Source organism: Bradyrhizobium sp. HKCCYLS2038 (assembly GCF_051167655.1).
Classification (GTDB): domain Bacteria; phylum Pseudomonadota; class Alphaproteobacteria; order Rhizobiales; family Xanthobacteraceae; genus Bradyrhizobium.
This window is the reverse complement of sequence record NZ_JBNPTM010000004.1, coordinates 498814-525137: the sequence shown is the minus strand read 5'-3', so window position 1 is coordinate 525137 and position 26324 is coordinate 498814. Positions and strand designations below refer to the sequence as shown.

The 26324-nt window shown below is 64.1% G+C and carries 23 protein-coding genes; 12 read left to right on the top strand and 11 right to left on the bottom strand.

Annotation, left to right across the window (positions count from 1 at the left end):
• Positions 1-493: 493 nt before the first annotated feature.
• The 4 genes from cysN to rfbA form a co-directional block, all read right to left on the bottom strand.
• Positions 494-2341 (bottom strand): sulfate adenylyltransferase subunit CysN, encoded by a 1848-nt coding sequence (gene cysN / locus ACQR1I_RS20335; protein ID WP_434866326.1) that lies wholly within the window; start codon positions 2339-2341, stop codon positions 494-496.
• 92 nt (positions 2342-2433) lie between these two features.
• Entirely contained in the window at positions 2434-3357 is a 924-nt protein-coding gene (gene cysD, locus ACQR1I_RS20330) for a sulfate adenylyltransferase subunit CysD (protein ID WP_434866325.1), read from the bottom strand.
• A 103-nt stretch (positions 3358-3460) separates the two neighbouring features.
• Positions 3461-4564, bottom strand: a complete 1104-nt coding sequence (rfbB, locus tag ACQR1I_RS20325; protein ID WP_434866324.1) for a dTDP-glucose 4,6-dehydratase — start codon at positions 4562-4564, stop codon at positions 3461-3463.
• A gap of 15 nt (positions 4565-4579) precedes the next feature.
• Positions 4580-5455: a glucose-1-phosphate thymidylyltransferase RfbA gene (rfbA, locus tag ACQR1I_RS20320; RefSeq protein ID WP_434866323.1), complete on the bottom strand. Its 876-nt coding sequence runs from the start codon at positions 5453-5455 to the stop codon at positions 4580-4582.
• A gap of 111 nt (positions 5456-5566) precedes the next feature.
• Between rfbA and rfbC the strand changes: the two genes are divergently transcribed.
• Complete coding sequence (gene rfbC / locus ACQR1I_RS20315; RefSeq protein ID WP_434866322.1) at positions 5567-6121, top strand: dTDP-4-dehydrorhamnose 3,5-epimerase; 555 nt, start codon at positions 5567-5569, stop codon at positions 6119-6121.
• Positions 6121-7032 (top strand): dTDP-4-dehydrorhamnose reductase, encoded by a 912-nt coding sequence (gene rfbD / locus ACQR1I_RS20310; protein ID WP_434866321.1) that lies wholly within the window; start codon positions 6121-6123, stop codon positions 7030-7032. The genes rfbC and rfbD overlap by 1 nt, the downstream gene beginning before the upstream one ends.
• 12 nt (positions 7033-7044) lie before the next feature.
• Here the strand turns inward: rfbD and ACQR1I_RS20305 are convergent, their stop codons facing one another.
• Entirely contained in the window at positions 7045-10263 is a 3219-nt protein-coding gene (locus ACQR1I_RS20305) for a tetratricopeptide repeat protein (protein WP_434866320.1), read from the bottom strand.
• Between the two features lie 115 nt (positions 10264-10378).
• A complete protein-coding gene (locus ACQR1I_RS20300; RefSeq protein WP_434866319.1) occupies positions 10379-11392 on the bottom strand; it encodes a helix-turn-helix domain-containing protein in 1014 nt (337 codons plus the stop codon).
• 139 nt (positions 11393-11531) lie between these two features.
• On the opposite strand from ACQR1I_RS20300, the gene ACQR1I_RS20295 reads away from it, so the two are divergent.
• Positions 11532-12494, top strand: a complete 963-nt coding sequence (locus tag ACQR1I_RS20295; RefSeq protein WP_434866318.1) for a Hint domain-containing protein — start codon at positions 11532-11534, stop codon at positions 12492-12494.
• Between the two features lie 106 nt (positions 12495-12600).
• Here the strand turns inward: ACQR1I_RS20295 and ACQR1I_RS20290 are convergent, their stop codons facing one another.
• Entirely contained in the window at positions 12601-14976 is a 2376-nt protein-coding gene (locus ACQR1I_RS20290) for a glycosyltransferase (RefSeq protein ID WP_434866317.1), read from the bottom strand.
• Positions 14973-17093: a glycosyltransferase family 2 protein gene (locus ACQR1I_RS20285; RefSeq protein WP_434866316.1), complete on the bottom strand. Its 2121-nt coding sequence runs from the start codon at positions 17091-17093 to the stop codon at positions 14973-14975. Before ACQR1I_RS20285 ends, ACQR1I_RS20290 begins: the two co-directional genes overlap by 4 nt.
• On the opposite strand from ACQR1I_RS20285, the gene ACQR1I_RS20280 reads away from it, so the two are divergent.
• Entirely contained in the window at positions 17092-17220 is a 129-nt protein-coding gene (locus tag ACQR1I_RS20280; RefSeq protein ID WP_434866315.1) for a hypothetical protein, read from the top strand. The genes ACQR1I_RS20285 and ACQR1I_RS20280 overlap by 2 nt on opposite strands.
• Positions 17205-17498, top strand: a complete 294-nt coding sequence (locus ACQR1I_RS20275) for a hypothetical protein (protein WP_434866314.1) — start codon at positions 17205-17207, stop codon at positions 17496-17498. The genes ACQR1I_RS20280 and ACQR1I_RS20275 overlap by 16 nt, the downstream gene beginning before the upstream one ends.
• Here ACQR1I_RS20275 and ACQR1I_RS20270 read toward each other — a convergent pair.
• The gene (locus tag ACQR1I_RS20270) at positions 17489-18439 is read right to left on the bottom strand and encodes a hypothetical protein (RefSeq protein WP_434866313.1); all 951 of its coding nucleotides are present in this window, start codon (positions 18437-18439) and stop codon (positions 17489-17491) included. The genes ACQR1I_RS20275 and ACQR1I_RS20270 overlap by 10 nt on opposite strands.
• Positions 18440-18677: 238 nt before the next feature.
• Here ACQR1I_RS20270 and ACQR1I_RS20265 point away from each other — a divergent pair, with 238 nt between their 5' ends.
• The 4 genes from ACQR1I_RS20265 (at position 18678) to ACQR1I_RS20250 (ending at position 21994) form a co-directional block, all read left to right on the top strand.
• Entirely contained in the window at positions 18678-20135 is a 1458-nt protein-coding gene (locus ACQR1I_RS20265) for a glycosyltransferase family 4 protein (protein WP_434866312.1), read from the top strand.
• Between the two features lie 63 nt (positions 20136-20198).
• Positions 20199-20492 carry a hypothetical protein gene (locus tag ACQR1I_RS20260; protein ID WP_434866311.1) on the top strand — a complete coding sequence of 98 codons (294 nt, stop codon included), beginning with the start codon at positions 20199-20201 and terminating at the stop codon, positions 20490-20492.
• A 47-nt stretch (positions 20493-20539) separates the two neighbouring features.
• Positions 20540-21289 carry a metallophosphoesterase family protein gene (locus tag ACQR1I_RS20255; protein ID WP_434866310.1) on the top strand — a complete coding sequence of 250 codons (750 nt, stop codon included), beginning with the start codon at positions 20540-20542 and terminating at the stop codon, positions 21287-21289.
• A gap of 6 nt (positions 21290-21295) precedes the next feature.
• The gene (locus ACQR1I_RS20250) at positions 21296-21994 is read left to right on the top strand and encodes a hypothetical protein (protein WP_434866309.1); all 699 of its coding nucleotides are present in this window, start codon (positions 21296-21298) and stop codon (positions 21992-21994) included.
• 71 nt (positions 21995-22065) lie between these two features.
• On the opposite strand, the gene ACQR1I_RS20245 is transcribed toward ACQR1I_RS20250, so the two are convergent.
• Complete coding sequence (locus ACQR1I_RS20245; RefSeq protein ID WP_434866308.1) at positions 22066-22251, bottom strand: hypothetical protein; 186 nt, start codon at positions 22249-22251, stop codon at positions 22066-22068.
• Between the two features lie 606 nt (positions 22252-22857).
• Here ACQR1I_RS20245 and ACQR1I_RS20240 point away from each other — a divergent pair.
• From ACQR1I_RS20240 to ipdC, 3 genes are all read left to right on the top strand, one after another.
• The gene (locus ACQR1I_RS20240) at positions 22858-23799 is read left to right on the top strand and encodes a hypothetical protein (RefSeq protein WP_434888825.1); all 942 of its coding nucleotides are present in this window, start codon (positions 22858-22860) and stop codon (positions 23797-23799) included.
• A 134-nt stretch (positions 23800-23933) separates the two neighbouring features.
• Positions 23934-24158 (top strand): hypothetical protein, encoded by a 225-nt coding sequence (locus ACQR1I_RS20235; RefSeq protein WP_434866306.1) that lies wholly within the window; start codon positions 23934-23936, stop codon positions 24156-24158.
• A 95-nt stretch (positions 24159-24253) separates the two neighbouring features.
• Complete coding sequence (gene ipdC / locus ACQR1I_RS20230; protein WP_434866305.1) at positions 24254-25891, top strand: indolepyruvate/phenylpyruvate decarboxylase; 1638 nt, start codon at positions 24254-24256, stop codon at positions 25889-25891.
• Positions 25892-25936: 45 nt separating this feature from the next.
• Here the strand turns inward: ipdC and ACQR1I_RS20225 are convergent, their stop codons facing one another.
• Entirely contained in the window at positions 25937-26284 is a 348-nt protein-coding gene (locus tag ACQR1I_RS20225; protein ID WP_434866642.1) for a hypothetical protein, read from the bottom strand.
• Between the last annotated feature and the right edge of the window lie 40 nt (positions 26285-26324).

Below are 26324 nucleotides of genomic sequence, written 5' to 3'. Positions count from 1 at the left end.
TTTCGTGTTATCGGAATCCGTGTTGTCCTGTGCCGGTCTTGCGCTCCTCGGGAGGGGCGGACGCGTCGTCACGGACGTTGAGCGCGGGATGCGGTGGACGCCGCTGCGGCCGATGGACGATCGGTCGTGGCGCGGACGGCGAAGCCGTGTGGTCCCGACACCCCGACGCTGGTGTCCTTGCGCCGATGCCCTGTGCGTCGTGCGTGACATGGTGGCCAACAAGCCCGGTGCACCAAGGAGAGCACGGAGCAAGCCGTAAACCATCGTGCAGGGAAGGCCGGGTGTGTTCGGCCAAACCTGTGGTTCCTGCCCCGTGCATTCTTGTTCGCACGGGGGCCATGGGCGCGGCCAGCGCCCGGTCTTCCCTGCGCCCTCCGATAGCGGAGGGCGGACGAGCCTCATGCCTCGGACGCGATCTGCGCCGCGAGCGCGCGGCCGCACGTGTCGACGCGGATGCGCGGGCAGAGAGCGGCTGATCCGAGCGCGCCGCTGATCAGCTCCGCGCGATGATGCCGCGGTCGATCAGCGCCGCGATGACAGCGTCGGCGAGACGCTCCGGCGGCTCGCCCATGGTGCGCAGATGCACCTCGGGCGCGGCCGGCGCCTCGTAGGGCGCATCGATGCCGGTGAAGTTCCTGATCTTGCCGGCCTTGGCCTTGGAATACAGGCCCTTCGGATCGCGCCGCTCGCATTCGGCAATCGGCGTGTCGACGAACACCTCGATGAACTCGTCGGGGCCGACCAGGCTGCGCACCATGTCGCGTTCGGACTTGTAGGGCGAGATGAAGGAGCAGATCACGATCAGCCCGGCATCCAGCATCAGCCGGGCGACCTCGCCGGCGCGGCGGATGTTCTCGACGCGGTCGGCCTCGGTGAAGCCGAGGTCGCGATTGAGGCCATGGCGGACGTTGTCGCCGTCGAGCAGCATGGTGTGGCGGCTCAGCGCGAACAGCTTCTGGTCGACGATGTTGGCGATCGTCGATTTGCCGGCGCCGGACAGGCCGGTGAACCAGACGATGCACGGCTGCTGATGCTTGAGCGCCGCGCGTCCGCTCCGCCCGATCGTCAGCGGCTGCCAGGCGATGTTGGTGGCGCGGCGGAGCGCGAAGTCGATCATGCCGGCGCCGACCGTGCGATTGGTATAGCGATCGATGACGATGAAGGCGCCGGTCCGCCGGTTGGCGTCGTAGGCGTCGAAGGCAATCGGCAGCGCCGTCGAGATGTTGCAGAAGCCGATCTCGTTGAGGTTCAGCGTGGCGGCCGCCATGTGGTCCCGGGTGTTGACGTCGATCCGGTGCTTGATCGCGGTGACGCTGCCGCTCACCGACTGGGTGCCGATCCGCAGCACATAGCCGCGGCCGGGCACCAGCGCGTCCTGGTCCATCCAGATCAGATGCGCGGCGAACTGGTCGGCCACCTCCGGCCGCTCGGCCGGGCTGACCAGCATGTCGCCGCGGCCGATGTCGATCTCGTCGGTCAGCGTCAGCGTCACGGCATCGCCGGCGCTGGCGCGCGGCAGGTCGCCATCGTAGGTGACGATGCGGCTGACCCGGGACGTGCGGCCCGACGCCGCCACCAGCACCGCGTCACCCGGCGAAACCTCGCCCGAGGCGATCGTGCCGGCATAGCCGCGGAAATCCAGATCGGGGCGGTTGACCCATTGCACCGGAAAGCGGAAGGCCGTGCTCGCGCCGTGGCCGGCGACCTCGACCGTCTCCAGGTGGTCGATCAGGCAGGGGCCGTGATACCAGGGCGTGTTGCCCGAGCGTTCGATGACATTGTCGCCGAACCGGGCGGATATCGGGATCGGCGTCATGGAGGCGAAGCCCAGCCCGGCCGCGAACGCGGCATAGTCGCCGACGATGCGGTCGAAGACCTCCTTTTTGTAGTCGACGAGGTCGATCTTGTTGACCGCCAGCACCACATCCCGGATGCCAAGCAACGAACAGATGAACGAATGACGTCGGGTCTGGACCAGCACGCCCTTGCGGGCGTCGATCAGGATGATCGCAAGCTGCGCATTCGAGGCGCCGGTCGCCATGTTGCGGGTATATTGTTCGTGACCCGGCGTATCGGCGACCATGAACGATCGCCTTGGGGTGGTGAAGAAGCGATAGGCGACGTCGATCGTGATGCCCTGTTCGCGCTCGGCCTCCAGGCCGTCGACCAGCAGCGCGAAGTCGATGTCGCTGCCGGTGGTGCCATGCTTGGCGCTGTCTCGCGCCAGGGCCTGCAGCTGGTCCTCGTAGATCATCCGGCTGTCGTGCAGCAGCCGGCCGATCAGCGTCGACTTGCCGTCGTCCACCGATCCGCAGGTGATGAACCGGAGCTGATCCTTCATGGCGGCCGCGTCTCCCCCGGCCACGGCCTCTGCGGCGGAGGGCTCCGTTGCCGGCTCCAGCCGCTGAGCGTCAAACACGGAAAGCCTGTTCATCAGAAATACCCTTCACGCTTCTTCTTCTCCATCGACGCCGCCTCATCACTGTCGATGAGCCGTCCCTGGCGCTCGGACACCTTGGCTATCCGCATCTCCGTGACGATGTCCGCAATAGTCGTGGCGTCCGACTCGATGGCTCCGCTCAGCGGATAGCATCCGAGCGTCCGGAATCGGATTGTACGCATTTCGGGTGTCTCGTCCTGCATCAAGGGAAGCCTCTCATCATCGACCATGATGAAGGTGCCGTTCCTCCGCACGACGGGCCGAGGCTTTGCAAAATAAAGCGGAACGACCGGAATGCGCTCGATCATGATGTATTCCCAGACGTCGAGCTCGGTCCAGTTCGACATGGCAAATACCCGCATCGTTTCGCCCTGTCGGATGCGCGTGTTGAACAGGTTCCACAGTTCGGGGCGTTGGTTCCTCGGATCCCAAACATGTCCAGGCGAACGAAATGAAAATATTCGCTCCTTAGCACGGCTCTTTTCCTCGTCGCGACGTGCACCGCCGAACGCGGCATCAAAGCCGTGAAGATCGAGTGCCTGCTTCAAGGCGTCAGTCTTCATCACCTGGGTGTGCAGGGCGGACCCTGAATCAATCGGGTTGATCCCTCGTTCGAGCCCCTCTTTGTTGATGTGCACCATCAAATCAAGCCCAAGACGTCGGGCGGTCTGATCGCGAAAGGCAATCATCTCCCGAAACTTCCAGGTCGTATCGACGTGAAGTAGCGGAAAAGGAAGCTTGGCCGGGTAGAATGCCTTTATCGCCAAGTGAAGCATGACGCTGGAGTCTTTGCCGATCGAATACAGCATCACGGGCTTTTTGAATTCGGCAACGACATCCCGCATGATCTCAATCGATTCGGATTCGAGACGGCGCAGGTGTAGAGGCAGTCCATGCGACCTGTGTTTACTATCCATTGCAAGATTGCCTTGATTCAGAAGAGAGTGCTTGATTCAATAATCGCTACATTGACCGTAATGTCTGCCTTCTCTTAGGCTCGATATTCGTCGCGTTCCGAAGTCAAATCGCAGCCCTCTTTCCTGAATGCGGGTTTTCGTAATTGCGCAGGCCGAGCCGATCTGCTCGGTACCTTTCGTTCATGATCGCCTGCCACCACGGCGTCTCCTCGACATACCAGCGCACGGTCTTGGCGATGCCGGTCTCGAAAGTCTCCTGCGCATGCCAGCCGAGCTCGCGCTCCAGCTTGGCGGCGTCGATCGCGTAGCGGCGGTCGTGGCCGGGGCGGTCGGTGACGAAGCTGATCAGCTGGCGGCGCGCGCCTTGCGGCGCCGGGGCGACCTCGTCGAGCAGGTCGCAGATGGTCTCGACGACGTGCAGATTGGTGCGCTCGTTGCGGCCGCCGACATTGTAGGTCTCGCCGACCGCGCCGCGCTCCAGCACCAGGGTCAATGCCTTGGCGTGGTCCTCGACGAACAGCCAGTCGCGGATGTTCTGGCCGTCGCCATAGACCGGCAGCTTCTTGAAGCCGAGGCCCTTGATGATCATGTGCGGGATCAGCTTCTCGGGGAAGTGATACGGCCCGTAATTGTTCGAGCAGTTGGTGATCATGGTCGGCAGCTCGTAGGTCTCGCGCCAGGCCCGCACCAGGTGGTCGGACGAGGCCTTGCTGGCCGAATAGGGCGAGTTGGGGGCGTAGGCCGTGGTCTCCGTGAACAGGCCGGTGTCGCCGAGCGTGCCGAACACCTCGTCGGTGGAAATGTGCAGGAAGCGGAAGCCGGCGCGCTGCTCCGGCGACAGCGTGCGGAAATGGCGCAGCGTCTCCTGCAGCAGCGTGAAGGTGCCGACGATGTTGGTCTGGATGAACTCGCCGGGGCCGTCGATCGAGCGGTCGACATGGCTCTCGGCGGCGAGGTTCATCACCGCGTCGGGCTGGTATCGCTCGAACAGCCGGCGCAACGCCGTGGCGTCGCAGATGTCGACCTGCTCGAAGGCGTAATGCGGGTTGCCGACTGCGCCGGGCAGCGAGTCGAGATTGGCGGCGTAGGTCAGCTTGTCGAGATTGACCACGCGGGCATGGGTGTCGCGCAGCAGGTGCCGCACCACGGCCGAGCCGATGAAGCCGGCGCCGCCGGTGACGAAGATGGTCGAGCCCTTGAAACGCATCGATGCCTCCAGGCGTCAGCGGTGGAAGGAGCGGGAGACGGACTGCAGATATTCGCCGTAGCTGCTCTTGGCCGTGCGGGCGGCGACTGTGTCGAACTGCTCCAGCGAGATGTAGCCCTGGCGCAGCGCGATCTCCTCGGGGCAGGCGATGCGTAGGCCCTGGCGCTGCTCGAGGATCTGCACGAAATGGCTGGCCTCGACGAGCGAGGCATGGGTGCCGGTGTCGAGCCAGGCGAAGCCGCGGCCGAGCACCTCGACATAGAGGTCGCCGCGCCTCAGATAGGCGTTGTTGACGTCGGTGATCTCGATCTCGCCGCGCGCCGACGGCCTGACGTCGGCGGCGATGCTGACGACGTCGTTGTCGTAGAAATACAGGCCGGTGACCGCGACGTTGGACTTCGGCTGCTTCGGCTTCTCCTCGATCGAGAGCGCCTTGCCGCTGCCGTCGAGCTCGACCACGCCATAGGCCTGCGGCTCGTTGACGACATAGCCGAACACGGTCGCGCCCTTCTTGCGGAACGAGGCGCTCGACAGCATGCTCGGCAGGCCGTGGCCGTAGAAGATGTTGTCGCCGAGAATCAGGGCGACGGAATCGTTGCCGATGAACTGGCGGCCGACGATGAAGGCGTCGGCGAGCCCGCGCGGGGTCTCTTGGGTGGCATATTGGAAGCGCAGGCCGATCTCGCTGCCGTCGCCGAGCAGGCGCTGGAACAGCGGCTTGTCCAGGGGGGTCGAGATGATCAGGATGTCGCGGATGCCGGCCAGCATCAGCGTCGACAGCGGATAATAGATCATCGGCTTGTCGAACACCGGCAGCAATTGCTTGGAAACAACCGTTGTCACCGGGTACAGGCGCGATCCCGTGCCGCCGGCGAGAATGATGCCCTTCATGGGACCTCACAATGAACAATAAATGTTAGGTTAACAGATGGTCTGCGATGCACAAGTTGGATATAGGAATAGGGTAAACTGGTGTGGCCCTTATTTTTCAAAGCGTTGCCAATGAACGTCATCAAGACCGACCTGCCGGAAGTTATCATTCTCGAACCAAAACTGTTCGGTGATCACAGAGGCTTCTTCCTGGAGACGTTCCAGGCCGCCCGTTACCGTGAACAGGGCATTGCCGGGCCTTTCGTGCAGGACAACATGTCCCGCTCGTCCCACGGCGTGCTGCGCGGGCTGCATCTGCAGAACCCGAACACGCAGGGCAAGCTGGTCAGCGCGATGCGCGGCCGGGTGCTGGACGTGGCGGTGGACGTTCGCGTCGGCAGCCCGAATTTCGGCAAGCACGTCGCCGTGGAGCTGTCCGAGGAGAACCGCCGCCAACTCTGGGTTCCCCGCGGCTTCGCCCACGGTTTCGTCGTGCTCTCGGAGAGCGCCGACTTCTTTTACAAATGCGACGATTATTACAGCCCCAAGGACGAGATGTCGGTGCGCTGGAACGATCCGGCCATCGGCATCGATTGGGGCGTGGCCGATCCCAAATTGGCGCCAAAGGACGCCGATGCGCCGCTGCTGGCGGATGCCCGGAATCTTCCCGTGTACGGACAGGTCTGATGCGGATCCTGATCACCGGAACCAGCGGACAGGTCGGTCGCGCGTTGCGCGAGGTGCTCTCGGCCGGCGGCGGCGATGAGCTGATCTGCCCGCCGCGCGCCGCGTTCGACCTGGCGCAGCCGGACAGCCTGCCCGGCGCGCTCGATGCGATCGGCCCGGATCTCATTCTCAACCCGGCCGCCTATACCGCGGTCGACCGCGCCGAGGACGAGGTCGAGCTGGCGATGACCGTGAACGGCCGCACCCCGGGCGTGATCGCGCAATGGGCGGCGGCGCGGCGCGTGCCGCTGCTGCACGTTTCGACCGATTATGTTTTCGACGGCTCCGGCGAGCGCCCCTGGCGCGAGGACGATCCGGTCGGCCCGCTGTCGGCCTATGGCCGCAGCAAGCTTGCCGGCGAGGAGGCGGTGCGCAGCGCCGGCGGGCCGCATCTCGTGGTGCGCACGGCCTGGGTGTTCGCGTCCGAAGGTGCAAATTTCATGCGCACCATGATCCGCCTGGCGCGCGAGCGCGAGAGCTTGCGTGTCGTCGCCGACCAGCAGGGCACGCCGACCTCGGCGCGCAGCATTGCCGAGGTGATCGCGGCGATCCTGGCGCAAGGTGCCGCCGACCTCCCGGGCACGTTCGCGAAGGCGGACGGCCTGGTCCATCTCACCAATTCGGGCGCCACCAGTTGGCACGGCTTCGCGACTGCCATCGTGGACGGTCTGCGCCAGCGCGACGTGCCGGTGAAGGCGAGAGCGGTCGAGACCATCACCACGGCGGATTTCCCGACCAAGGCGCGGCGTCCGGCGAATTCGCAGCTCAATCTGTCACGGCTGGCCCTGGCCTATGGCATCGTGCCTCCGCCCTGGCAGAGCGCGCTCGAGACGGAGCTCGGCGACTGGATCAGAGGAGCCGATGCTCGCTGATGCCAGGCGTTCCTAGGCCTTGGTGCCCTCTTGGAGATCCGCAAGCTTCCGGGCGCCAGTCTTCCGTGTCCGCGCAAACGATGTCTTGCTCCAGTGCTTCTCCGTCGACTTATAGCGGACGTGACAATGGAGCCGAACGTGACGCTGCATTTCACCCAGCGACATGATGCGACAGGCGCGCAGCCAGGAATCGTCATCGGAGTCCGCCCAATGTTGCGCGAACGCGCGCGATAACAGCCCAGGCCCAGTGGAGAGCCAGACCAGGTCGCGATCGCCCCGATTGAGTGCATCAACAGCCAATTTCAAGGCGCGACGAATGACGGGATGATCCGGAGCCGCTGCAATGAAGTTGTTTCCAAGAGATCCATAGTCTTCCTGATAACCAACGAAGCCAGCCCCATTTGGGATCATTTCGTCCAGCCCGGTATTGCAGCCATCATCCGCATCGACATAGACCCCTCCCTCCTTGGCGAGCCAGGCAAGCCGGAACACGTCAGCCTTCCGCGCCGGCTCGTGCGCCAGAACATAAGCCCGCGCCACCTCCTCCGGGTAGCTCTCCTCGAGAAAGCGCATCGCGCTTTCGTCGCTGAAGCTCAGCCATGCATAGTCGGGATTGACGCTTCTCCAGGTCTGCATCAGTTCAACGACGTCTTCGGGAGGATCTTCATCCCAATATTGGACAATTCGCCTGGGAATTCGACGGCTTTCGCGATCGTCAAAAGCCGGATCACACGAACCATCCAGTACGCCAGAGCCGGTCAGAGCGCAAAGAGCAGCCAGCGCTGCCGGCGTGTAGTCTGGGTGGTCGGCGACGACACGTTTCAAGCAGCCGAAGTGTCCAGCATGGGCTTGATCTTTGTATCGGATCAGCTTGTTCAATGCCATCTCGTCGAGTCGGTACTCGTCGAGCAGTTGTCCGATGAAGTTCTGCGAGTTCTTGCTCGATTCGCCTCGAAGGAGTCGCGTCGACCGTGTCAGCTCCGTGAAGGCCGTGAGCTGTTCCTGACACGTGGCAACGTCAAGCATAAGCAAGCTCAGTCGCGCGAGATCAAATCTGACCGATGGATCGCTTTTGTTCAGCTCTATGCAGTTACAATAGTGTTGTTTGGCTGCATCGTACGATTTCTCAACTTCATAGGTCAGCCCCAAAAAGTGAAGCAGCTTTGCTTGCTCCGTCAGAAGCTCTGGAGAGGCTGCAAGGATGGCTGCTCGGGCTTCATCAATGTAACCGGTCGAGATATCGGCTTGGATTTTTTGTATTACGAGTTGCAGATTTGCGCGCCCGGCCAATTTCTCTCGCTCGACCACGCGTCTGATTCCGTTCCAATCGCGCAAAAGGCGCAGCAGCTCTATCTCGCGAATGTTGATCTCAGGAAGATGTCCCAGTTGTCGTCGAGCGAGATCGAGGAGTGCAAAAGCGTGCTCCCGAAACCCGAGCTCGAACTGGATTCGAGCCATTTGCAGCCGGGGGGCGGAAGCGCCAGGATATGAGCTGGTCGACTTCCGGCAGATCTCTTCAGCGCGGGTCCAATCGTCCGATTGCATGGCCATTTGCGTTTCTTGAATCAGAGTCGGCAGATGCTCAGGGTCGAGAGCCTTTGCCTTATCGATCAGCGCAAGTGCGTGTTCGGCGTTTCCCAACGCCATATTGTCCATAGCCATCTCATGGAAAATGATGGCGGACGGACGCGCCTCCTGAAGGCGTTGAAGCAGTTCAAGCGACTCCTTCCGCCGATCTTGGCGACGCAGCAACTGAACCTGCTGCATCACGACGTCCGTTTGCAGCGGGAACTCGCCTAGGAGCTGCGATAACAATTCTTGAGCTTCGGAGAAATTTCCGATTTCACGATTCTCCGCGACGATCTCAAGCCTGATCTGCCTGTTCTTCGGCGCGAGGTCACTTGCGGTCTTGAGCAGCGTCAAGGCCAGCTGCCCATTCCCTCGTCGACGCTCAAGTTGAGCAAGCGCGACCAACGGGGGGGCTTCGCTGGGATGCTTCTGGGAGATATCGGTCAGTATACTGGCTGCTTCGGAAAGGCGGCCGAAGTCGCGCAGTTCGTTGGAGTATTCGATCTTCAGGTAAAGATTGTTTTGTTCAAGTTCTGCCGACTTTTGAAAGAGCTGCAGCGATTCGTCCCGCCTGCCCTGTCGGCGCCTGAGATGCCCGATGGCGGCTAGAACTGAACAGTCTTCCGGGTTTTTCTGCAGGAGGTTCGTGAGGATAGCATCCGCTTCCGAATGACGTCTCAGCTCACTCAGGCAATTCGCCATGGAGATATTCAACTGAATGTCGTTGGGTTCGAGCGCAGCCGCAAGTCTGAGAGTCTCTATGGCGCCGACAATGTTGCCTTCACGTCGCCTGATGTCTGCAAGGGCCTTGAGCGGAGCCGCGCTCGTCCTGTGAAAGGTGCTGACGGCGATGAGCAGATCACGGGCTTCGATCCCCCGGCCAGACCGCATCAGTTCCGAGGCGCGTTCTATCTGCGTCGCCACATTCAATGGCGTAATGGATGCGGCAACGGAGAATGCATCTAGGGCGACATCGAAGGCTTCGCGACGCCGGGCAAGCAGTCCGAGAGAGACCCACGCCGTCGCGGAGTGCGGGTGACCAACAAGGAAGTCTCTGAGCAATTTCTCGGCTTCTTCGAACCTTCCGAGATCGCGGAGCTCAGTCGCCAGCTCTATGTTTGCGCCGAGATGTTTGGGATCCGCGGCAAAGGCATTTTCGAACGCTGCGAGTGCGGCTGAGTGAGGGCCGTTTCGACGCTTGAGGCCGCCTAGAGCGAGGTACGGCTCTGGTTTGCTCGAATACCGGCTGCACGCCGATTCTAGTAACCGTTCAGATTCGATGATTTCGCCTGAGAGCTCAAGCTCCCTTGCCAGCTCAAGCTGGGCGCCCAAATGACTGGGGTCGGCTTCTGTCGCTGCCTTGAGGGCGGCGACGGCGGCGACGTGCTTCTTCGACCTCCTGTAGATCAGCGCGAGTTCGATGTGCGGTGAAGCCGCTTTCGGATGTAGCGCAGTGGCTTCGCACGCAATTTTTTCTGCCTCCTCGAAGCGCTGCATGTTGCAGAGCGTCTTGGTGATTTCCAGCAAGATTCCGAGATGATTTGGAAGGACTTCGCGAGCTGACGAGAACGCCGCGAGCGAACCGGCGTGGTCGCCTCGTTGGCGCAGCTCGTGGCCATTTGCAACATGCTCGGCGAATGTTTTAGGGTCGCTCTTCTGCATTCAGTCGACTTCAGCTCCGCGAATTGCGCCTGCTAATTCCTGGTGAGGCCGGCGGAGATTTCGATGCGGACCCGAGCTGGCAGCGCCGAATGGACCTCCCCCATTGAAGGGAATGCTAGTCCAGCTCTATCAGCCCACGCGCCAGCAATCCCAACTGTTCCGCCGAGCCATTCGCCACGGCTCCCCGCCGGGCCCCCTTGCGGGATTGCCGCGGGCTTTCGCCGAAGGCTTGGCGGTAGGCGCGGTTGAAGGAGGCGATGCTCTTGAAGCCGGTGCCGTAGGCCACGGGGGCGATCCTCTTGTTGAGCAGGCCGGGCTCCTTGATGGTCTCGCGAACGCGCTCGAGACGGCGGGCGCGGACGTAGCTCGCGACGCCGCCGACAGGTTCGAACAGACGATAGAGCGAGGCGCGCGACAGGCCGAAGGCGCGGGCGAGCGTCGTTGCATTCAGGTCGCGCGCGTTGAGATTGGCGTCGATGTAGTTTCGAATGGTTACGAACGATGCCAGCTCGGACGGCGCAGCGTCGGCCCCCGGGCCGTCGGCTCCAAGGAGATTGAGCGCCAGCGGGACTACTCCGTCGATCACGTCGTCGAGCGCTTGCCGGCCGGTACGCTGCACTTGCTCCGCGACCGTCTGCAGTGCGGCGCAGAACACGGCCACCCCCGCGCTTGCAGCGAGCACGCGGCCATGAACGCGATCATGGGACGTGCTGCCGAGTCTCGTCTGTGCCAGCCATAACGTGATGTGCGACGGCGCCGTTTCTCTGTCCTGCCAGGTCAGACGAAACGGATGATGGAGACTGTATACCACGATGCTTCCGGGCCGGCACAGTTGCAGATCGCCCCGCGTTTCGAAGCCCAGCGTGCCCGCGCGCACCAGACAGAGTGCGATGTGATCAAACCCTCGCCCGCCGATCAGGCGCGGAATGCGCAGCAACTCTGCGGGTCCGCATTGGCACACGCTGAGCGCGCCGCGTGGTGTTGACCAGATCCTGAACTCATCGCCAGGCCCCGCGGCGTCGTCCTCGGCGACGTCGAAGATCGGATGCAGCACGTCACGCCAGCGTCGTGCGCCGAGTGTGCCGGCGATCGACGGTTCTGGGCTGTCGGTGCAATAAGTCAGGTCCATACAAGGTAATTGGTGGCCGCTGATTTTGCAGTTTGTCTCAAAGTATTACCAGATCGTTTATGGCGCACGTGTGTTAATTGCTAGGCTTTTATCACATTGATAACAAATCGTAGCAATTGATTTCAGTAGGGAGCGTTTGATGGCTGCGACGACCGAGACTTTCAATTACGCCTATTCAGTCAGCTTCGATGGCGTCACCTACAAGTTGATCGATGCCGATCCGGGTTCGCCGGGCGTGAATCCCGTTGCTGCTGGCGTCAAGGTTCGCGATCCCGATGGGGGGACTGTCAGCGCGAATGAGACCCTTCGCATCCCGAGCATCGACAGCGGCTCGCTCGGTACATCTGCGAAGTATGACTTCGTCGGTACCGCGACCCTTGCCGGCAAAACCGGCATTATCATTGAAGATAAGGCCGGCAATCTCTTCTTCCTGACGGATAAATCGTATGGCGGCAATCTCAACGGCAACCATGGCACGCTGACCGTCACGGGTACCACGACTTCGCTCTGCTTCATGGCCGGTACGTTGATCGGGACTCCCGACGGCGAGGTCGCCGTCGAGACGCTTAAGCGCGGAGATCAGGTGCTCACGCATGATGGTCACGTCGCCACAGTCGACTGGCTGGGCGTACAGACCGTGTCGCTGCGGTTTGCTGACAAGTTGCGCGTGTTGCCGATCCGCATCAAGGCCGGCGCGCTCGGCGACAACGTGCCGGTGCGCGATCTCCTGGTGTCGCCTGACCACGCAATCCTGGTCGAAGGTGCGTTGATTCACGCCGGCGCGCTCGTCAATGGGACCTCGATCGTGCGCGAGACTGTCGTGCCGACGACCTTCACCTATTATCACGTCGAGGTCGAGGATCACTCGCTGATCCTGGCCGAGAACACGCCGGCGGAGACGTTCGTCGACAACATCGACCGGCTGCATTTCGACAATTGGGCCGAGCACGAAGCACTCTATCCCAACGGCAAGCCGATCAACGAACTGCCCTATCCGCGGGCCAAGTCGCACCGGCAGGTGCCGGTTGCCACCCGCGTGATGCTGGCTGCGCGTGCCCAGGTGCTGGTGCCCGGCGCCGCGGACGATACCGCCGCGGCGTAAGCTGCTTCGGCTTCGGCCCTGAACGAATGCAAACAGGCGGCGCTCTCGAGCGTCGCCTGTTTCGTTTGGATGGCCTGTTGAACGTTCAGCTGCATCGACCCGCAGCTCAGATGCCGGCCGGCAGATCACGTGCGATTGGCGGTTCGTTCAGGCGCGGCTCGCGATCGCCGGGCGGCCAGGCGAGCGCGCCATAAGGCACGCCGTTGCGTGACATCAGCGGGCTGTAGAACGGATCGGCGATGAGATGTTCGCCCCAGCGCGCCCGCAGCATGTCGAGCTCGCGCTCGTAGCGGCCGCGCCGGTCGGCACGCCGGTCCTTGCCGCGGCTGGCCGATTCGGCGTGCACCAGCCGGGCATGCGGCGTCAGCACGATCCGCTTTCCGGCTTCGCGCAGCCGCAGGCAATAGTCGACGTCGTTGTAGGTCACCGGAAAGCGAACCTCGTCCATGCCGCCGACCGCGAGGTAGTCGGTGCGCCGCGTGACCAGGCACGCAGCGGTGACGGCGCTGCATTCGTGAGTCACCCGCATCAGATCGAGGTATCCAGCATCCTCAGCCATGCGGTCGGTGAACGCGTGAGCGGCGCTGAAATTCGGGCCGAGCACGATGCCGCCGTGCTGGATCACACCACCGGGCCAGGTCAGGACGGCTCCGACAGCGCCGACATCCGGCTCGGCGAGGCGCGTCAGCATTTCCTCGAGCCAGCCATCGTCGGCGGCTTCGACGTCGTTGTTGAGCAGGCACAGGACGTCGCTGTCGACCGCCGCAGCAGCACGATTGTTGAGCCGGGCGAAATTGAAGGGGCCAGCGACCTTCACTGTGGCAATGCCGCGCCCGGGCAACGCGGCGAGAAACGCCAGCGTCTCCGGATCGGAGCTGTCGTTGTCGATGACCAGAATCTCCGCCTTCGACCGCGCCACCGCTGGCGCGATGCTGTCGAGGCAGGCGCGCAGCAGCGGCAATCTGTCGCGGGTTGGGATCACGATGGTCGTGCGCTGCCGCTCGATCTCGCGCCGGACCCGTACGGCCGGAAACAGATCGCCGTCGCTCACAGCTACCGTCGCCGGCAGGCCGCGTGTTTCGAGGTGCAGCCGGGTCGCGGCAGCAAGATATTGGCTGGCGGTCGCGACATCGAAGCGCTCGACCGTGCCGAGCGAGCCCGGCAGATGCAGCACGAGGGCCGCTGCGGGGCCGGGCACGTCGAACGCGGCGTTGAAGAGGCGGTAGAGATTCTCCGGCCGGACCACGAGCGCGACCCGCGCGGTGTTGGTGCGCAAGGCAAACAGGTGCGCACAATAGCCCTGCTCCAGCATGCGCTCGTAGTCGAAGGCCGGAAAAGCCATCGGCCACAGCCCGCCGTCGCCGGCCACGAGGTCGACGTCGCCATAGAGCGCGACGGACTCCGGATGCTGGTCGAAGGCGGCGGCGATGCGCGCGAGCGCGTCGGGAGCGAGCAAGGCTCCTCCCGCCAGCACGACGATGGCGTCCGAATCGGCTGCGACCTCGTCGAGGAACTCCTCGAATGCGTCGGCGTCGAGCGCCGGCGGCGGCGCCTCGAGAATGCCTGCGGTCCAGCTCGGGTAGCTCTGTGCCTCCAGCGAATCGATGGTGCGCTCGGCACCGGATTGGCCGACGATGATCACGGACAATTGGAGCTGGCTCGCCGCGGGCTCAGGCATCGGAAATCGGTCACGCCATGACACGTAGCTCGCGAGCGGCAATGACGACGGTATGATCTGATCATACAGCTCGCCGCGCAGGCGCTCCGACGGCAGCTCGCCGATGCGCGCCATCATGCCGGCGAGGCCGTCGGGAAAGGCCACGAACATCGTGCTGGCGGCAAGCGGCTCGCGCGAGTCCTTGCGCATCGTGAGCTGATGGACGCGGCCGTCGGCGAAGCGTTCCGGCAGATGCAGATCGAAGGCGCGGACGTTGCGTCCGCGCGTGGGCTCAGCCGGATCGTCGATGCGCGACCAGATCGCCGCGCGAACCTGTGCCACGGCCTCGCCATCGACCAGGATCTCGAGGCTGCTTTCGGTCTGGCTGTCGATCCATCCTGCGACGCGCAAGCCGCCATGCCAGCGCAGCCGCGCATTCGGACGAGGGTCGCCGAAGCCGTCCTCGACCGAGGAGAGGTCGATGGCGTGACCGACGGCGGTGCCGAGATTCGCAACTCTCGCTTCGAGGCGGCTGGCTGCCGCGAGCTTGGCGGCGGGAATGTCGACCGCGAAGCCGAAGGCGCCATCGTGGAGCCCGCGTCCGGCGAGCTCCGGGACGAAATTGTCGGCATAGGCGGTGGCCGTCACGACGCCGTCGAGCAGGATTTCGACCGTGAAGCGGCGCTCGAGATCCCTCGGATCGACGATGAACCCGGCCAATGTTCCGTCCTCGAGCAGTGCAAGACGGCTGGTTTCTGTCAACTCCTCGCCCTTGGTCGCGGCCGGTGGCCGCGCGGAAGTGTTTTGCCTGCGCATGGTCGTCATGATGTCGCGATCCAGCGGGTGACCGCTGCAGCTAGAGCTTCGTCGTCCGCCGTGCCGGGAAGGGCAAGGTCTCCTGCGCGCGCGACGAGCGTTTCGCCGGTCCAGCTCCGATACGCCACCGGGCGGGGTGCCAGTCTGGCCGCCTCGATCAGCGGGTGGCCGAACAAGGGCGCTTCGAAGTCCGTCAGGATCCAGCCAGGATTATGCGGGGCGAGCAGGTCCGGCAACTCCTCAATCGCGACGGGACCTGTGACAAAAATGTTTGGGAATGACATCAGCCGGCGATCGTCGAGCGTCTCGCCCGCGACCACGATCGGCACCGGCTTGCCCGACATCCGGATCTGATGCGCGACAGCGCGGATCGCCTGCCAGGCCTGACTCGACGGTCCGGTCGGGATCACGACCAGCGAGCGCGGACGCTCCGGCTCGGCGTCGGCCAGCGCCAGCGGATGCATGGGCCAGCCGAGTTGCTGAGTGATGCGGCCCTCCAGCAAACTTGTTGTTGGGCGCTGCGTTGCGCGACGATTGGCATAATGCAGCGCAGCCGCGGTCGGTGCCAGACAGCGCTCGTTGGCGCGCCCTTCCATGAGCGGCACATCGGCCGTCGTGATCCAGCGGTGCAAGGCGACGCCAAGACGGCGCGCTATGTCGGTCAATGCCGGGGGCAATGCCGGGTCGATCGCTTCGATGCGGGAAGGACGCAAGCGTGCGATCTCGCCTTCGGCTTCGGCAATCGCGCTGGGCGAATCGAAACGCAGCAGCAGCGATTGCGGCACGTCACCGTCGGCCGCCGCGAGACAAAAGGTGAGCTTCGCGCGTTGAGGAAGAAGAAGGATGGCATGCTCTCCGCTGTTGATGAGCTGACGCGCCCGCGCCTCGGCGATCGATCGCAATGCGCCGCGCCCGGCGACGATCAGCGCCGGGCTACGTTCCTTCACGGCAAGCTCCGACTCCAGCGCGGCGCGGCAGGGGCGCAGCGGATCGGCAGTTTCGATGGCGCGACATTCGTTGCGATAGTCCGGAAAGCGGCGATCGAGAATGTCGAAATTATGCAGCACGAGCGCACGCTTGCTCATCTGAAACGAGAGCGAGCCGTGATGCGCGACATATACCGATGGAGCGCACACGTTGCGGAAGCCGGCGGCGCGGGCGCGCAGGCAGAAATCAACGTCCTCGAGATAGCCGCGGCGAAAGCTCTCCGACAACGAGCCGATGCGATCGAGGACGGCGCGCTTGATGTAGAGGCAGAAGCCGATGCCGCTCGGCATGTCGACGATCTCGCCCGTGTTCACCTGCGCCGCGGCTGTGTCCCGGGCGACGATCTCGGCCTCGCCGGGCATTGGATTGGAAACATCTGGATTAGGAAACGAGAAGAATTCGCCGTTGTTTGAGAGCGGCGTCACCGTGCCGATGTCGGCGGCGGAATGAGCGGCAGCAGCCAACCGTTCGACGAAGCCCGGCGGCACCACGGTATCGGCATTCAGCAGCACCACGTCGCCGTCCTGGACCTTGCTCAGGGCGCGATTGACGGCGCCGATGAAGCCCTGGTTGGTCGGGTTGACGAGCAGCGAGATCTGCTGGAGCGCCGCCAGGGCCTGGAGGTGAGCTTTCAGCGCTGGCTCGGGGCTGCCGTCGTCGACAGCCAGGATCTGGAACGACGCGCCGCTGCCGCCCTGAGCGGCCGCCGCGCGCGCACGGCAGAGACTGTCGAGACAGGCGATGGTGGCATCCGTGTCGCCAAAGACCGGCACGATCACCGTCGTCATGCCGCCGTCCCCGCGCTCGGTGGGGGAAGCGGGAGAGGGCGCCCGCAGCGGTCGGGTCGCGGCCGGTGACAGGCGATAGGTGCGAAAGATGCGCCCGTTGTGCCGAAGCGTCAGCGTTTGCGCGGTCTCGGACAAAGGGCGACGCAGTTTCAATGCGGTCGCCTGAATCTTGCCGGTCGCGAGCGGATGGAACGGGTCGGCGTCCAGCAGGCTGGTCAGCGAGCCGTCTGCGGTCTCGAGGCGGGCCTCGATCTCGGCGTCGCCGGCCCAAGCCACCCAGCCGACGATGTCAGCGTCATAGATCGACACCGCTGCCCAGCAGGTTTCGCCGGCATCGCGCAGGATGGCCATGGCCGTCCGCAGGCTGGCATTGCCGGTGTCGGAGAGCAGGATCTCGCTCGCGGCCTGGCGCCTGCCGTCGTCATCGGCCCAGGCCAGCAGCCGCCGATTGGCGCCGATGTCGTGCGGCGCGATCTGAAGCGCCCTTGCCAGGTCGGCAAGGGCAGAATCGCGCTGGCCAAGGCGCCAAGCGGCCTCAGCGCGCAGCACGAAGCAATGCGCCTGTGGCGGCGGATCGATCCGGCAACGGCGGTCGGCAAATTTGAACGACGCGACGAAATCCTCCGCCGCGAGCGCCTTCGCAGCCAGGCGTTCCAGACGCAGATGATGACGAGCCGGCCTGGCCAGCTCGGATATGGCCCCGTCCATGACGAAAACCTCTGGCCGTCAGGCCGAAGCCCAGCCTATCACGGATGAGACGAACGGGCCGATCCCGTGCCGGCGGCGGCGTCCTGCCGCGGTCTGCTGCGGAACACGCGGACGCGCCCCGACGATGCCTCCTTGCGGCTCGGCTTGGCGGGCTCGGCTTGGACCGACATCGCCACCTCTGCCTGCTGCGGGCCTTCAACGTTGATGCGGAGCCCGACCAGCGGCTCGCGTCCGGTGGGACCGGAGAGAACGACGCGACGGCCGGTCGCCCGCAGGGTCGGCGCGCTCAGGAATACGGCTTCGGCAACGAACTGCAGATCGCTCGTGCCGGTCATCTCGAGGACGATGCCCGTGATCGGCAGCGCGCGGCCGCGGGTTCCGGCAAAGGTTCCGAGTGGGACCATCTTGCTGTTGCCGGCCGAAGCATTGGCGAACTGGACGGCGTAGCGAATGTCGACACCGGGCGGCATGTCCGGCCAGTCGAGCATGATCCCCTCCACGCGCGACGGGGCCGTGGGACCCGCGATCCACGCATTCTGGCCGACCATGACGTCGCCGATGCCGGCCACATGGGCCAGCACGTGCAGGCCAGGACCGACATCCTGGGTGAGTGCCGGAGCCGGGGAGGAGACGGCTGGGGACGCATAGGCCATCGCGGTGCGAGTCAAGGTCGGTGGGCTGCCCGGCGTGATCGGCTCGATCCGGACGGCTGCGGCGCGCGAGCCGCCATGGCGCATCGGCAGCACCTGGACCAGAAGCGTGGCCGGGGCCTCGACCCGTACGACCATGGAGGAATTGGGTTGCCAGAGCACGGGCTCGTCGGCGTCCGGATGCAGCACCAGCTCGACTCGGCGCTCGTGTCCGGGGGCCGGCGACACCATCACCCGGGGGGGAGAGGTCGCGTCCTCAGCGCTCTTATAGCTGACGAAGAACAGGCCACGGTCGAGCTGTACGACTTTATGCTGATCAAGGTCTGTGCCGCGATTCATTTTTTAGCTCCCGCCTGCTGTGCGCGCCTCGGTTGACCCAGCATCCGAACAGGCATGACAAATCCATCATGCTGCTCTAGTGTGATGGACAATATCACATACTTCACACTTCGCGCCCCGAAATGTTCGATATAGTGAAGCTCGGGGCGAAAATATTTGGGCGTTCGTTTTTCCAGGTGATTGCAGGACCACGAGGAATTCGCGTTCGGATCGGGCCAGCCAGCGCGGCGATGACCCGATGAAAGTGTTGTTCGTCCATAACAATTTTCCTGCGCAGTATCGCAATCTCGCAGCGGCGCTGGCCAAGGAGCCGGGCAACGAGCTGGTGGCGATTGGAGCCGCGAATGCGCAGCAGATTCCGTCAGTCCGGCTTCTCAAATACGCGCTGTCCGATGCGGATGTGACTGCGACTCATCCGTTCGCCAGGCGATTCGATCTGGAATGCCGGCGCGCCGAGCAGGTGCTGTACAGCCTGTCGAGCCTTTCGGCCTCGGGTTTCACGCCCGACGTCATTCTCGCGCATCCGGGGTGGGGCGAGACGCTGCCATTGCGGACGATGTTCCCGAAGGCGCGCATCATCCTGTATTGCGAGTTCTTCTATGGCGCGCAGGGTCGCGACATCGGCTTCGATCCCGAGTTTCCGGTGCCTGGCCTCGACGGTCACATCGGACTGCATCTGAAGAACGCGACCACCCTGCTGGCGCTGGAGGATTGCGATATCGGCGTATCGCCGATGTCGTGGCAGCACTCGACCTTTCCGGCGCAGTATCAGAACAAGATCGAGATCGTGCACGAGGGCATCGATACGGCCTTCGTGAAGCCCAATCCGCTGGCGCGGCTGCGACTGCCCGACGGGCGCGAGCTCAATCGCGGCAACGAGGTCGTCACCTTCGTTGCACGTAACCTGGAACCGTTGCGCGGCTATCACATCTTCATGCGGGCCTTGCCGAAGATCCTGTTCCGCCGGCCGAAGGCGCAGGTCGTCATCATCGGCGGCGACAGCGTGTCGTATGGTATGCCGCCGGCCGTGGGTACCAGCTGGAAGACGATCTTTCTGAACGAGGTCAGGAATCAGATCGATCTCTCGCGTGTCCATTTTCTCGGCCGCGTGCCCTACGACACGTTCTTGTCGGCGCTGCAGGTTTCCTCTGCGCATGTCTATCTGACCTATCCGTTCGTGCTGTCGTGGTCGCTGCTGGAAGCCATGAGTGCTGGCTGTGTCGTCATCGGCTCCGACACCGCGCCGCTGCGCGAGGTGGTGCAGCCGGGCGAGAACGGCATGCTGGTCCCGTTCCATGCCGTCGACGAGATCGCCGACCGGGTGTCCGCGGTGCTGAAGGATCGCGATCGGATGCAGCCGATGCGCGAGGCGGCGAGGCGCCATGTGATCGAGAACTATGACGCCGAGCGGATCTGCGTGCCGAAGATGCGCAGCCTGCTGGCGGCCGAGCCGCCGCGGCCGCCGTCGCGCCGGTTCTGGCCCGGGCGTGTGCTGCCGTCCTGGGAACGGCGCAACAAGGCGGTGGCCAGCAATGCGTCGCCCGCGGCCGAGCGGTCGGAAAAGGCTCCCTCCGAGAACACCAAGCTTGGGTCCGGAGGCAAGATGGCCGCCAAGCGGGTCAAGTCCGGTCGCGGGCGATCCTCGCAATCTGCTTCGAAAGGTGACGGTCCAACACGCCGCATCCCCCAAAGTTAGATTTCCGTTATTCCTCGTGTTATGAATCGGCGGCCAGCAGGCCTGCCCATCAAGGAGACGTCGATGCCATCAGGTGCCGCCATTCGCCGGACGCTCGCTCGCGGTGCAGCCGGTCTCGTCGTCGGCTTGCTGCTCGGCACGAGCGGAATCACGGCGGTCTCTGCGGCCGACGCCACGATCCCGCCGCGCGAGCACCGCTACGTGAAGACCGTCACCGAAGTCGATGTCTACCCGCAGCGCATCCGCCACCGTCGCTGGGGATGTCCGGACCGCTATTCCTGCATGGCGCTCTACGGCGCCTACGGCCCCTATGGCGGCGTTGGCTACTGGGGTGCCTATACGGGATGGTACCGCTGATCGGCGGTCGCGGCGCGTCGAGATGACCGGCCCGGCGGTGGGCTCGCATGTTTAGCAGGCTGTTGTCGCGCGTCGATCAGCGTGCGCGGATCCCGGATGGCGTCGCCCTCTACGCGATCGGCGACGTCCATGGCTGCGCCGATCTGCTGGCCGACACGTTCGACCTGATCGACGAGGATATCGCGCGCTCACGTCCCGAGCGTGTCATCCACGTTTTCCTCGGCGACTACATCGATCGCGGTCCGGATTCGCGCCGCACGCTCGATCTGCTGATCTCACGCGCGCGCCGTCACCCGAGCGCGTTCGTCCGCGGCAATCACGAGGCGATCCTCTCTGACGTTCTCCGTCGCGACGATCTGATTCACGACTGGCTGCGGCTCGGTGGCACGACGACGCTGATGTCCTACGACATCATGGTAACCCGATCGAATGTCGATGCGGATCTCTTGCGCAGGTCGCTGGCACAGGCGCTGCCATCAGCGCATGTCAACTTCCTAGCCTCACTGAGACCGTCCTTCACCTGCGGCGATTTCTTCTTCGTCCACGCCGGTGTCCGCCCGAGTGTCGCGCTCTCGGAGCAGAGCGAAGAGGACATGATGTGGATCCGCGAGCCGTTTCTCAGCAGCACCGAGGATTTCGGCAAGGTCATCGTGCACGGTCACACACCGGTGCGAGAGCCGGATATCAGGGAGCATCGGATCAACATCGACCTCGGTGCCTATGCGACCGGACGGCTGGCCGTGCTCGTCATTCACGGTCATGATGTCGACATCCGCTACGTCGGCCGATCGAGTTAGCTCGTCATGCCGGTCGTCGCCCACCATGCGAAGCGCTTCATGTGGCGGACGGTCCGCGGCCGGATGCTGCGCATCGGACCGGTCGTCGCCATGGCAGCCGTGTCCTGCGTTGCGATCGGAGAAATCTGGCTCGGCCTCGCGAGCCGCGAGGTCGTCGCGCTGCCGCGGCGGGGTTTGCTGCCATACGAGATATTGACGGCGCTCGATACGGTGCCCGGTGCCGCGCTGGCGCTGAACGCGGTGGACGCCGCGTTACAGGGTCCTCCGGCCGACAACGACAATCCTGCCGGATCGATCTTTCGCATCGAGCATGCCCAGCAACTCATAGCCCGCACGCTCGCCCAGCAACCTTTGCAGCCGAGGCTGTGGCTGGCGCGCACCGCGCTTCTGGAGCGAGCGGGTGCGGACGCCTCGCGAAGCACGCAGGCGATGAAGATGGTCTATTTCACGTCGTCTGCCTCAGGGAGTCTCACGGCCGAACGCCTGCGGCAGGCGGCGCAACTGAGAAGGCTGGATGACCGCGAACTCGTCGATCTGATCCGCGCAGATGCGACGACCGCGCTGCTGCGGTCGTCCAAGACGCAGCCGGCAGCGCTCCCATCGAATATCTCCGACGCCTATCGGAGCGGCTCGCCGGCTGGTCGTGCCCTGCTGGTCGGCGTGGTCGCCGACATCGCGCCTGATCGCCTGGCTCTGCTACGCTGATCAAGTCGATGCCACGGAACGAGTTCCGCCAGCACCTGGCTCTGTACGCAGAGTGAACCGAATGGGATCCGTCAGCTGGGACCGAGGCTCGGCCAGCGCACACGGCCGGTCTGGTGGGCAAGCTCGGCAGCAATGCGCCTGAGCCTCTCGTTCTCGTCGATCAAGAGAGCAATTCGCTCCCTGAGGTAGAAGTCGGCATTGGTGGTTCCACAATCTTCGGGAGTGTCGTCGAAATGGTGTAGTTCAGTACGTGGCATGTTGTTATCCCGCATTTGAAGTCCAATGATAGATGACGTCATGCAAAATCAATTTTATCGAACACTTCAGACACCGGCGTGACGGTTGAGGGTCGGTACGCGCGACACGAGAAGCGCTCGGTCAATGCACGTGACTATGCCACGGCGCGGCAGAATTGTGTAGCCAGATTGTTCAGCAACTGCTGCAAACGTCTCGTGCAGCGCGGCGCTTGAAATGTTAACGCGGGAAAGTGTTACGTTCCTGGGCTATCCTCAGCGAAACCGCTCGGAAACAGTCCTCGTCAAGCTCGGTAATCAATCAGATGCTTCCTGAACATCGCGTCGAATAACATTCAATGTGAAGCTCACAATTCGGCATTCAGCCTCATGACGTCGGACCGGTTACCCTCTCAGGTTAATAATACGGCAAGGACTCATCCTGAGGTCGAGTTCGCGCTTGTGCTGGCGCGTACGATCGACGCGGTGAAGGGCGATCCCGAGCAATTGCGCAGCGCCGTCTATGAGCTCGCGCGGCACAAGCTGCAGCAATTGTCGGAGGATGATCCGGGGGAAAAAGCGCGATTGATGCAGGCCCTCGAGGTCGCCATCTCCGGGGTCGAGGCGCACATGACCGCGGCGGTGCAACACAGCCTGCCGCCGCCGCCCGCGGTGCCCGTGCCGCGGCTACCAGCCGAATCACGTTTCCCGGTGGCTGTGATCGAACATGCGCTCGACGCACGAGCGTCCAATGCGTCGCCGTCGACCGGGACGAACGGACATCGCGCGGCGCTATTCTCCGCTGCGGTCCGTCGCCTGTCGTCGTCGATACCGGCCCGCTTTGCGGCCGTGGCGCTGCTCATGGCCCTCATCGTGTTCGGAATCGTGTCGATCCGGCGCGCCGACATCGACGTCGCGGGCTTGCGCGCGAGATTGTTCGATTCACGAACATTGGCTCCGCCTCCGGCGCCAGTGATCGCCTCGCCTTCGCCGCTCCCGGAGCCGCCGGCGCCAGCCGCGACACCGGCTGTTCCGGCGAGAGATCCACGACTGCCGACCGCCTATGGCGTGTACGCCGAAAGCTCGGCGCAGCTGTTCGAACTGCAGCAGCTGGCAGGGCGGGTGCCGGACGCGCGCGTTGCGATCTCCGCGGCGATCACCAAACCCAGTGACACGCGTCTGCCGGACGGACGCGTGAAGTTCATTGTGTTCCAGCGTGAGTCGGCGGCCGACCTGTTCGAGACGGTCGAAGTCCGGATCGTCGCCAGGGTCCGGCAGGCGACCAGCTTTGATCCCTCAGGCAAGCCGGTCGTGTCGAACGAGGACGAGGCGTGGGTCATTCGCAACATCTCGATTCCCTGCCGCGCGGCTCCGCTGAAGAGCGATCCGCAGATGTTCGAGATCACGCCGCGCGATCCGGATCTGCAGTTCCCCGCGGGCCGCTACGCGCTCGTCGTGAAGGGGCGCGCGTTCGATTTCTCTGTCGGCGGCCAGGTGACCGACAAGCGGCAATGCCTCGAGCGTCTGGTGGCCGTCAACGGCACCTTCTACTCCGAGTGCCAGAAGCCCTGAGCGGCAATGCCATCGGCTCGTCTGCTGCGGTTCGTCGCTGGTGCCGGCGGTGGTGCCTGGTCGAGCTTATGTGACACGAACCACAGTCGAGATGTCTCATCTGCGCCATCCTCCGCGGCATGATGGAGGTGGAAATGATCTATGTTGTCGATGGCGTCCTGTTGGCCGCGCTGCTGTTCTTCGTGTTCCTGCCGATCACCGACCGCAGGACGGTCAGGATGAAACTGGCAATGATCGTCGGTCTGGCGGTCACAGTCTCAATGTCCCTGAGCATCCCTCGCGGCGTTGCTCCGACGGGCCAGCCGTCGGGGTTCATGGTGAGCAGCACCCAGGCGCCGTCGACACATCTCGCCCGCTGATCGCCGGCGCCCGAGGCCCCTCGCGCGCCCGACATTGGCAGCGTGCCCGTCCTCGTGTAGCACCAGCGTGAATGCCACGCGCACGAGGACTCCGGATGCCCGCTCTCGCCCAAGTGCTGCTTGCCGCGCTGAAAGACCATGGCGCCCGTGAAATCTTCGGCATTCCCGGCGACTTCGTCCTGCCGCTGTTCAAGGTGATCGAGGAAAGCAACATTCTGCCAAGCGTCACGCTGAGTCACGAGCCGGCAGTCGGCTTCGCGGCCGACGCTGCGGCACGCTACCATGGCGGCCTCGGCGTCGCCGTGGTGACCTATGGAGCCGGCGCGTTCAATTTGGTGAACTCCGTCGCGGGCGCCTATGCCGAGCGGTCGCCGGTGGTGGTCATCGCCGGCGCGCCGGGCGCCCGCGAGCGCGTCTCTGGCTTCCTGCTGCATCATCAGGCCCGCACCGTCGATACGCAGTTGGCGGTGTTCAAGGAGATCACCTGCGACCAGGCGGTTCTCAGCGATCCGGCCACGGCGCCGGCGCAGATTGCGCGCGTCCTGCGCAGCGCCAAGGAGATGTCGCTGCCGGTCTATCTCGAATTCCCGCGCGACATGGTGGACGTGGAGGTCGAGCCGGTGGTGAAGCTGCCGCCCAGGCAGGCCAATCAGGAGGCGCTGAGCGAGTGTGTCGAGGAGATTCTCGGCCGCATCGAACGCGCCAGCCGGCCGGTGATCGTGGTCGACGTCGAGATCCGACGCTACGGGGTCGAGGACAGGATTGCGGCGCTGGCACGCAAGCTGGGGCTGCCGCTGGTCACGACGTTCATGGGGCGCGGACTGCTCGACAAGGCCGATGACGTCGTCGCCGGAACCTATCTCGGCGCCGCAGGGAATCCGGCGATTACGCAGCTGGTCGAAGAGGCCGACCTCGTGCTGATGCTCGGCGTCATCCTGTCGGACACCAATTTCGCCCTGTCGAACCGGGCGCCTGATCCGCGGCGCATGATCCTCGCCGCCAGCCGCGAGGTGCAGATCGGCCATCATGTCTATCGCGACATGCCGCTCGGTGATCTCATCGACGCGCTCGACGACCGCGCCACGCCGCGGGCCGCCTCATCCGACGTCGTGCGGCAGCGCTCGACCTATCCGCGCGGTTTGCTCGCGGACGGCGAGCCGATTGCTCCTTCCGACATCGCGACCGCGATCAACGACATGTTCGATCGTCACGGGCGGATGCCGATGACGGCCGACATCGGCGACTGCCTGTTCACCGCGATGGAGATCGACAACACGGCTCTAGCGGCGCCGGGCTACTATGCCGGAATGGGGTTCGGCGTCCCCGCGGGAATCGGCGTGGCCGCGACCGGACTTCGTCCGCTGATCCTCGTCGGCGATGGTGCGTTCCAGATGACCGGCTGGGAGCTCGGCAACTGCCGGCGCTATGGCCTCGATCCGATCGTGGTGCTGTTCAACAATTGCAGCTGGGAGATGCTGCGCGTGTTCCAGCCGGAATCGCGCTTCAACAATCTCGATGATTGGCACTACGCGGCGATCGCGAATTCGATCGGCGGCGTCGGCGAGCGCGTCACGACGCGGGCCGAACTGATCGCGGCGCTGGAGCGCGCGGTGCTGCGTCGCGGGCAGTTCTCGCTGGTCGAAGTGATGCTGCCGCGCGGCAAGACGTCGGACACGCTGGCCCGCTTCGTCGCAGGCTTCAAATCGGCCCGCGAGCGCATGGCCAAGGGATAGTTGCGGGATAGTTGCGGGCGAGCGCTTGCATCGAGACGCGCGCGTCTATTGCATGGCCTTGTCGTGATTGCCCAACCCGACCGCCTTGTAGTCATAGGTCGGATAGAACTCGGTGCGATAGGCTCCCCATGCCGAGGTCTCGAAAATGCGGTTGACCTCGCGCAGGCGCGAGGCGGGGAGGCGCAGCGTCACGACCTGGCCTATTCCCATCATGACGTACCAGCTCACCACCTCGACTCCCGCCGGCGGAAACGCCTTGTAGAAGCCCTGACGTTCGAGCTGCGCGTTCAGCTCGCTGAGCGGTCGGGATTGGTCATGCTTGAGGAAGACGGTCAACAGCATGGCGTTGTCGGCGGTCGGCGTCGCCGCGGGATCCGGCGCGCTCTGTGCCATGCCGCCTGAGCTCGTCAGCGCGGCGCAAATCGCCGCCAGC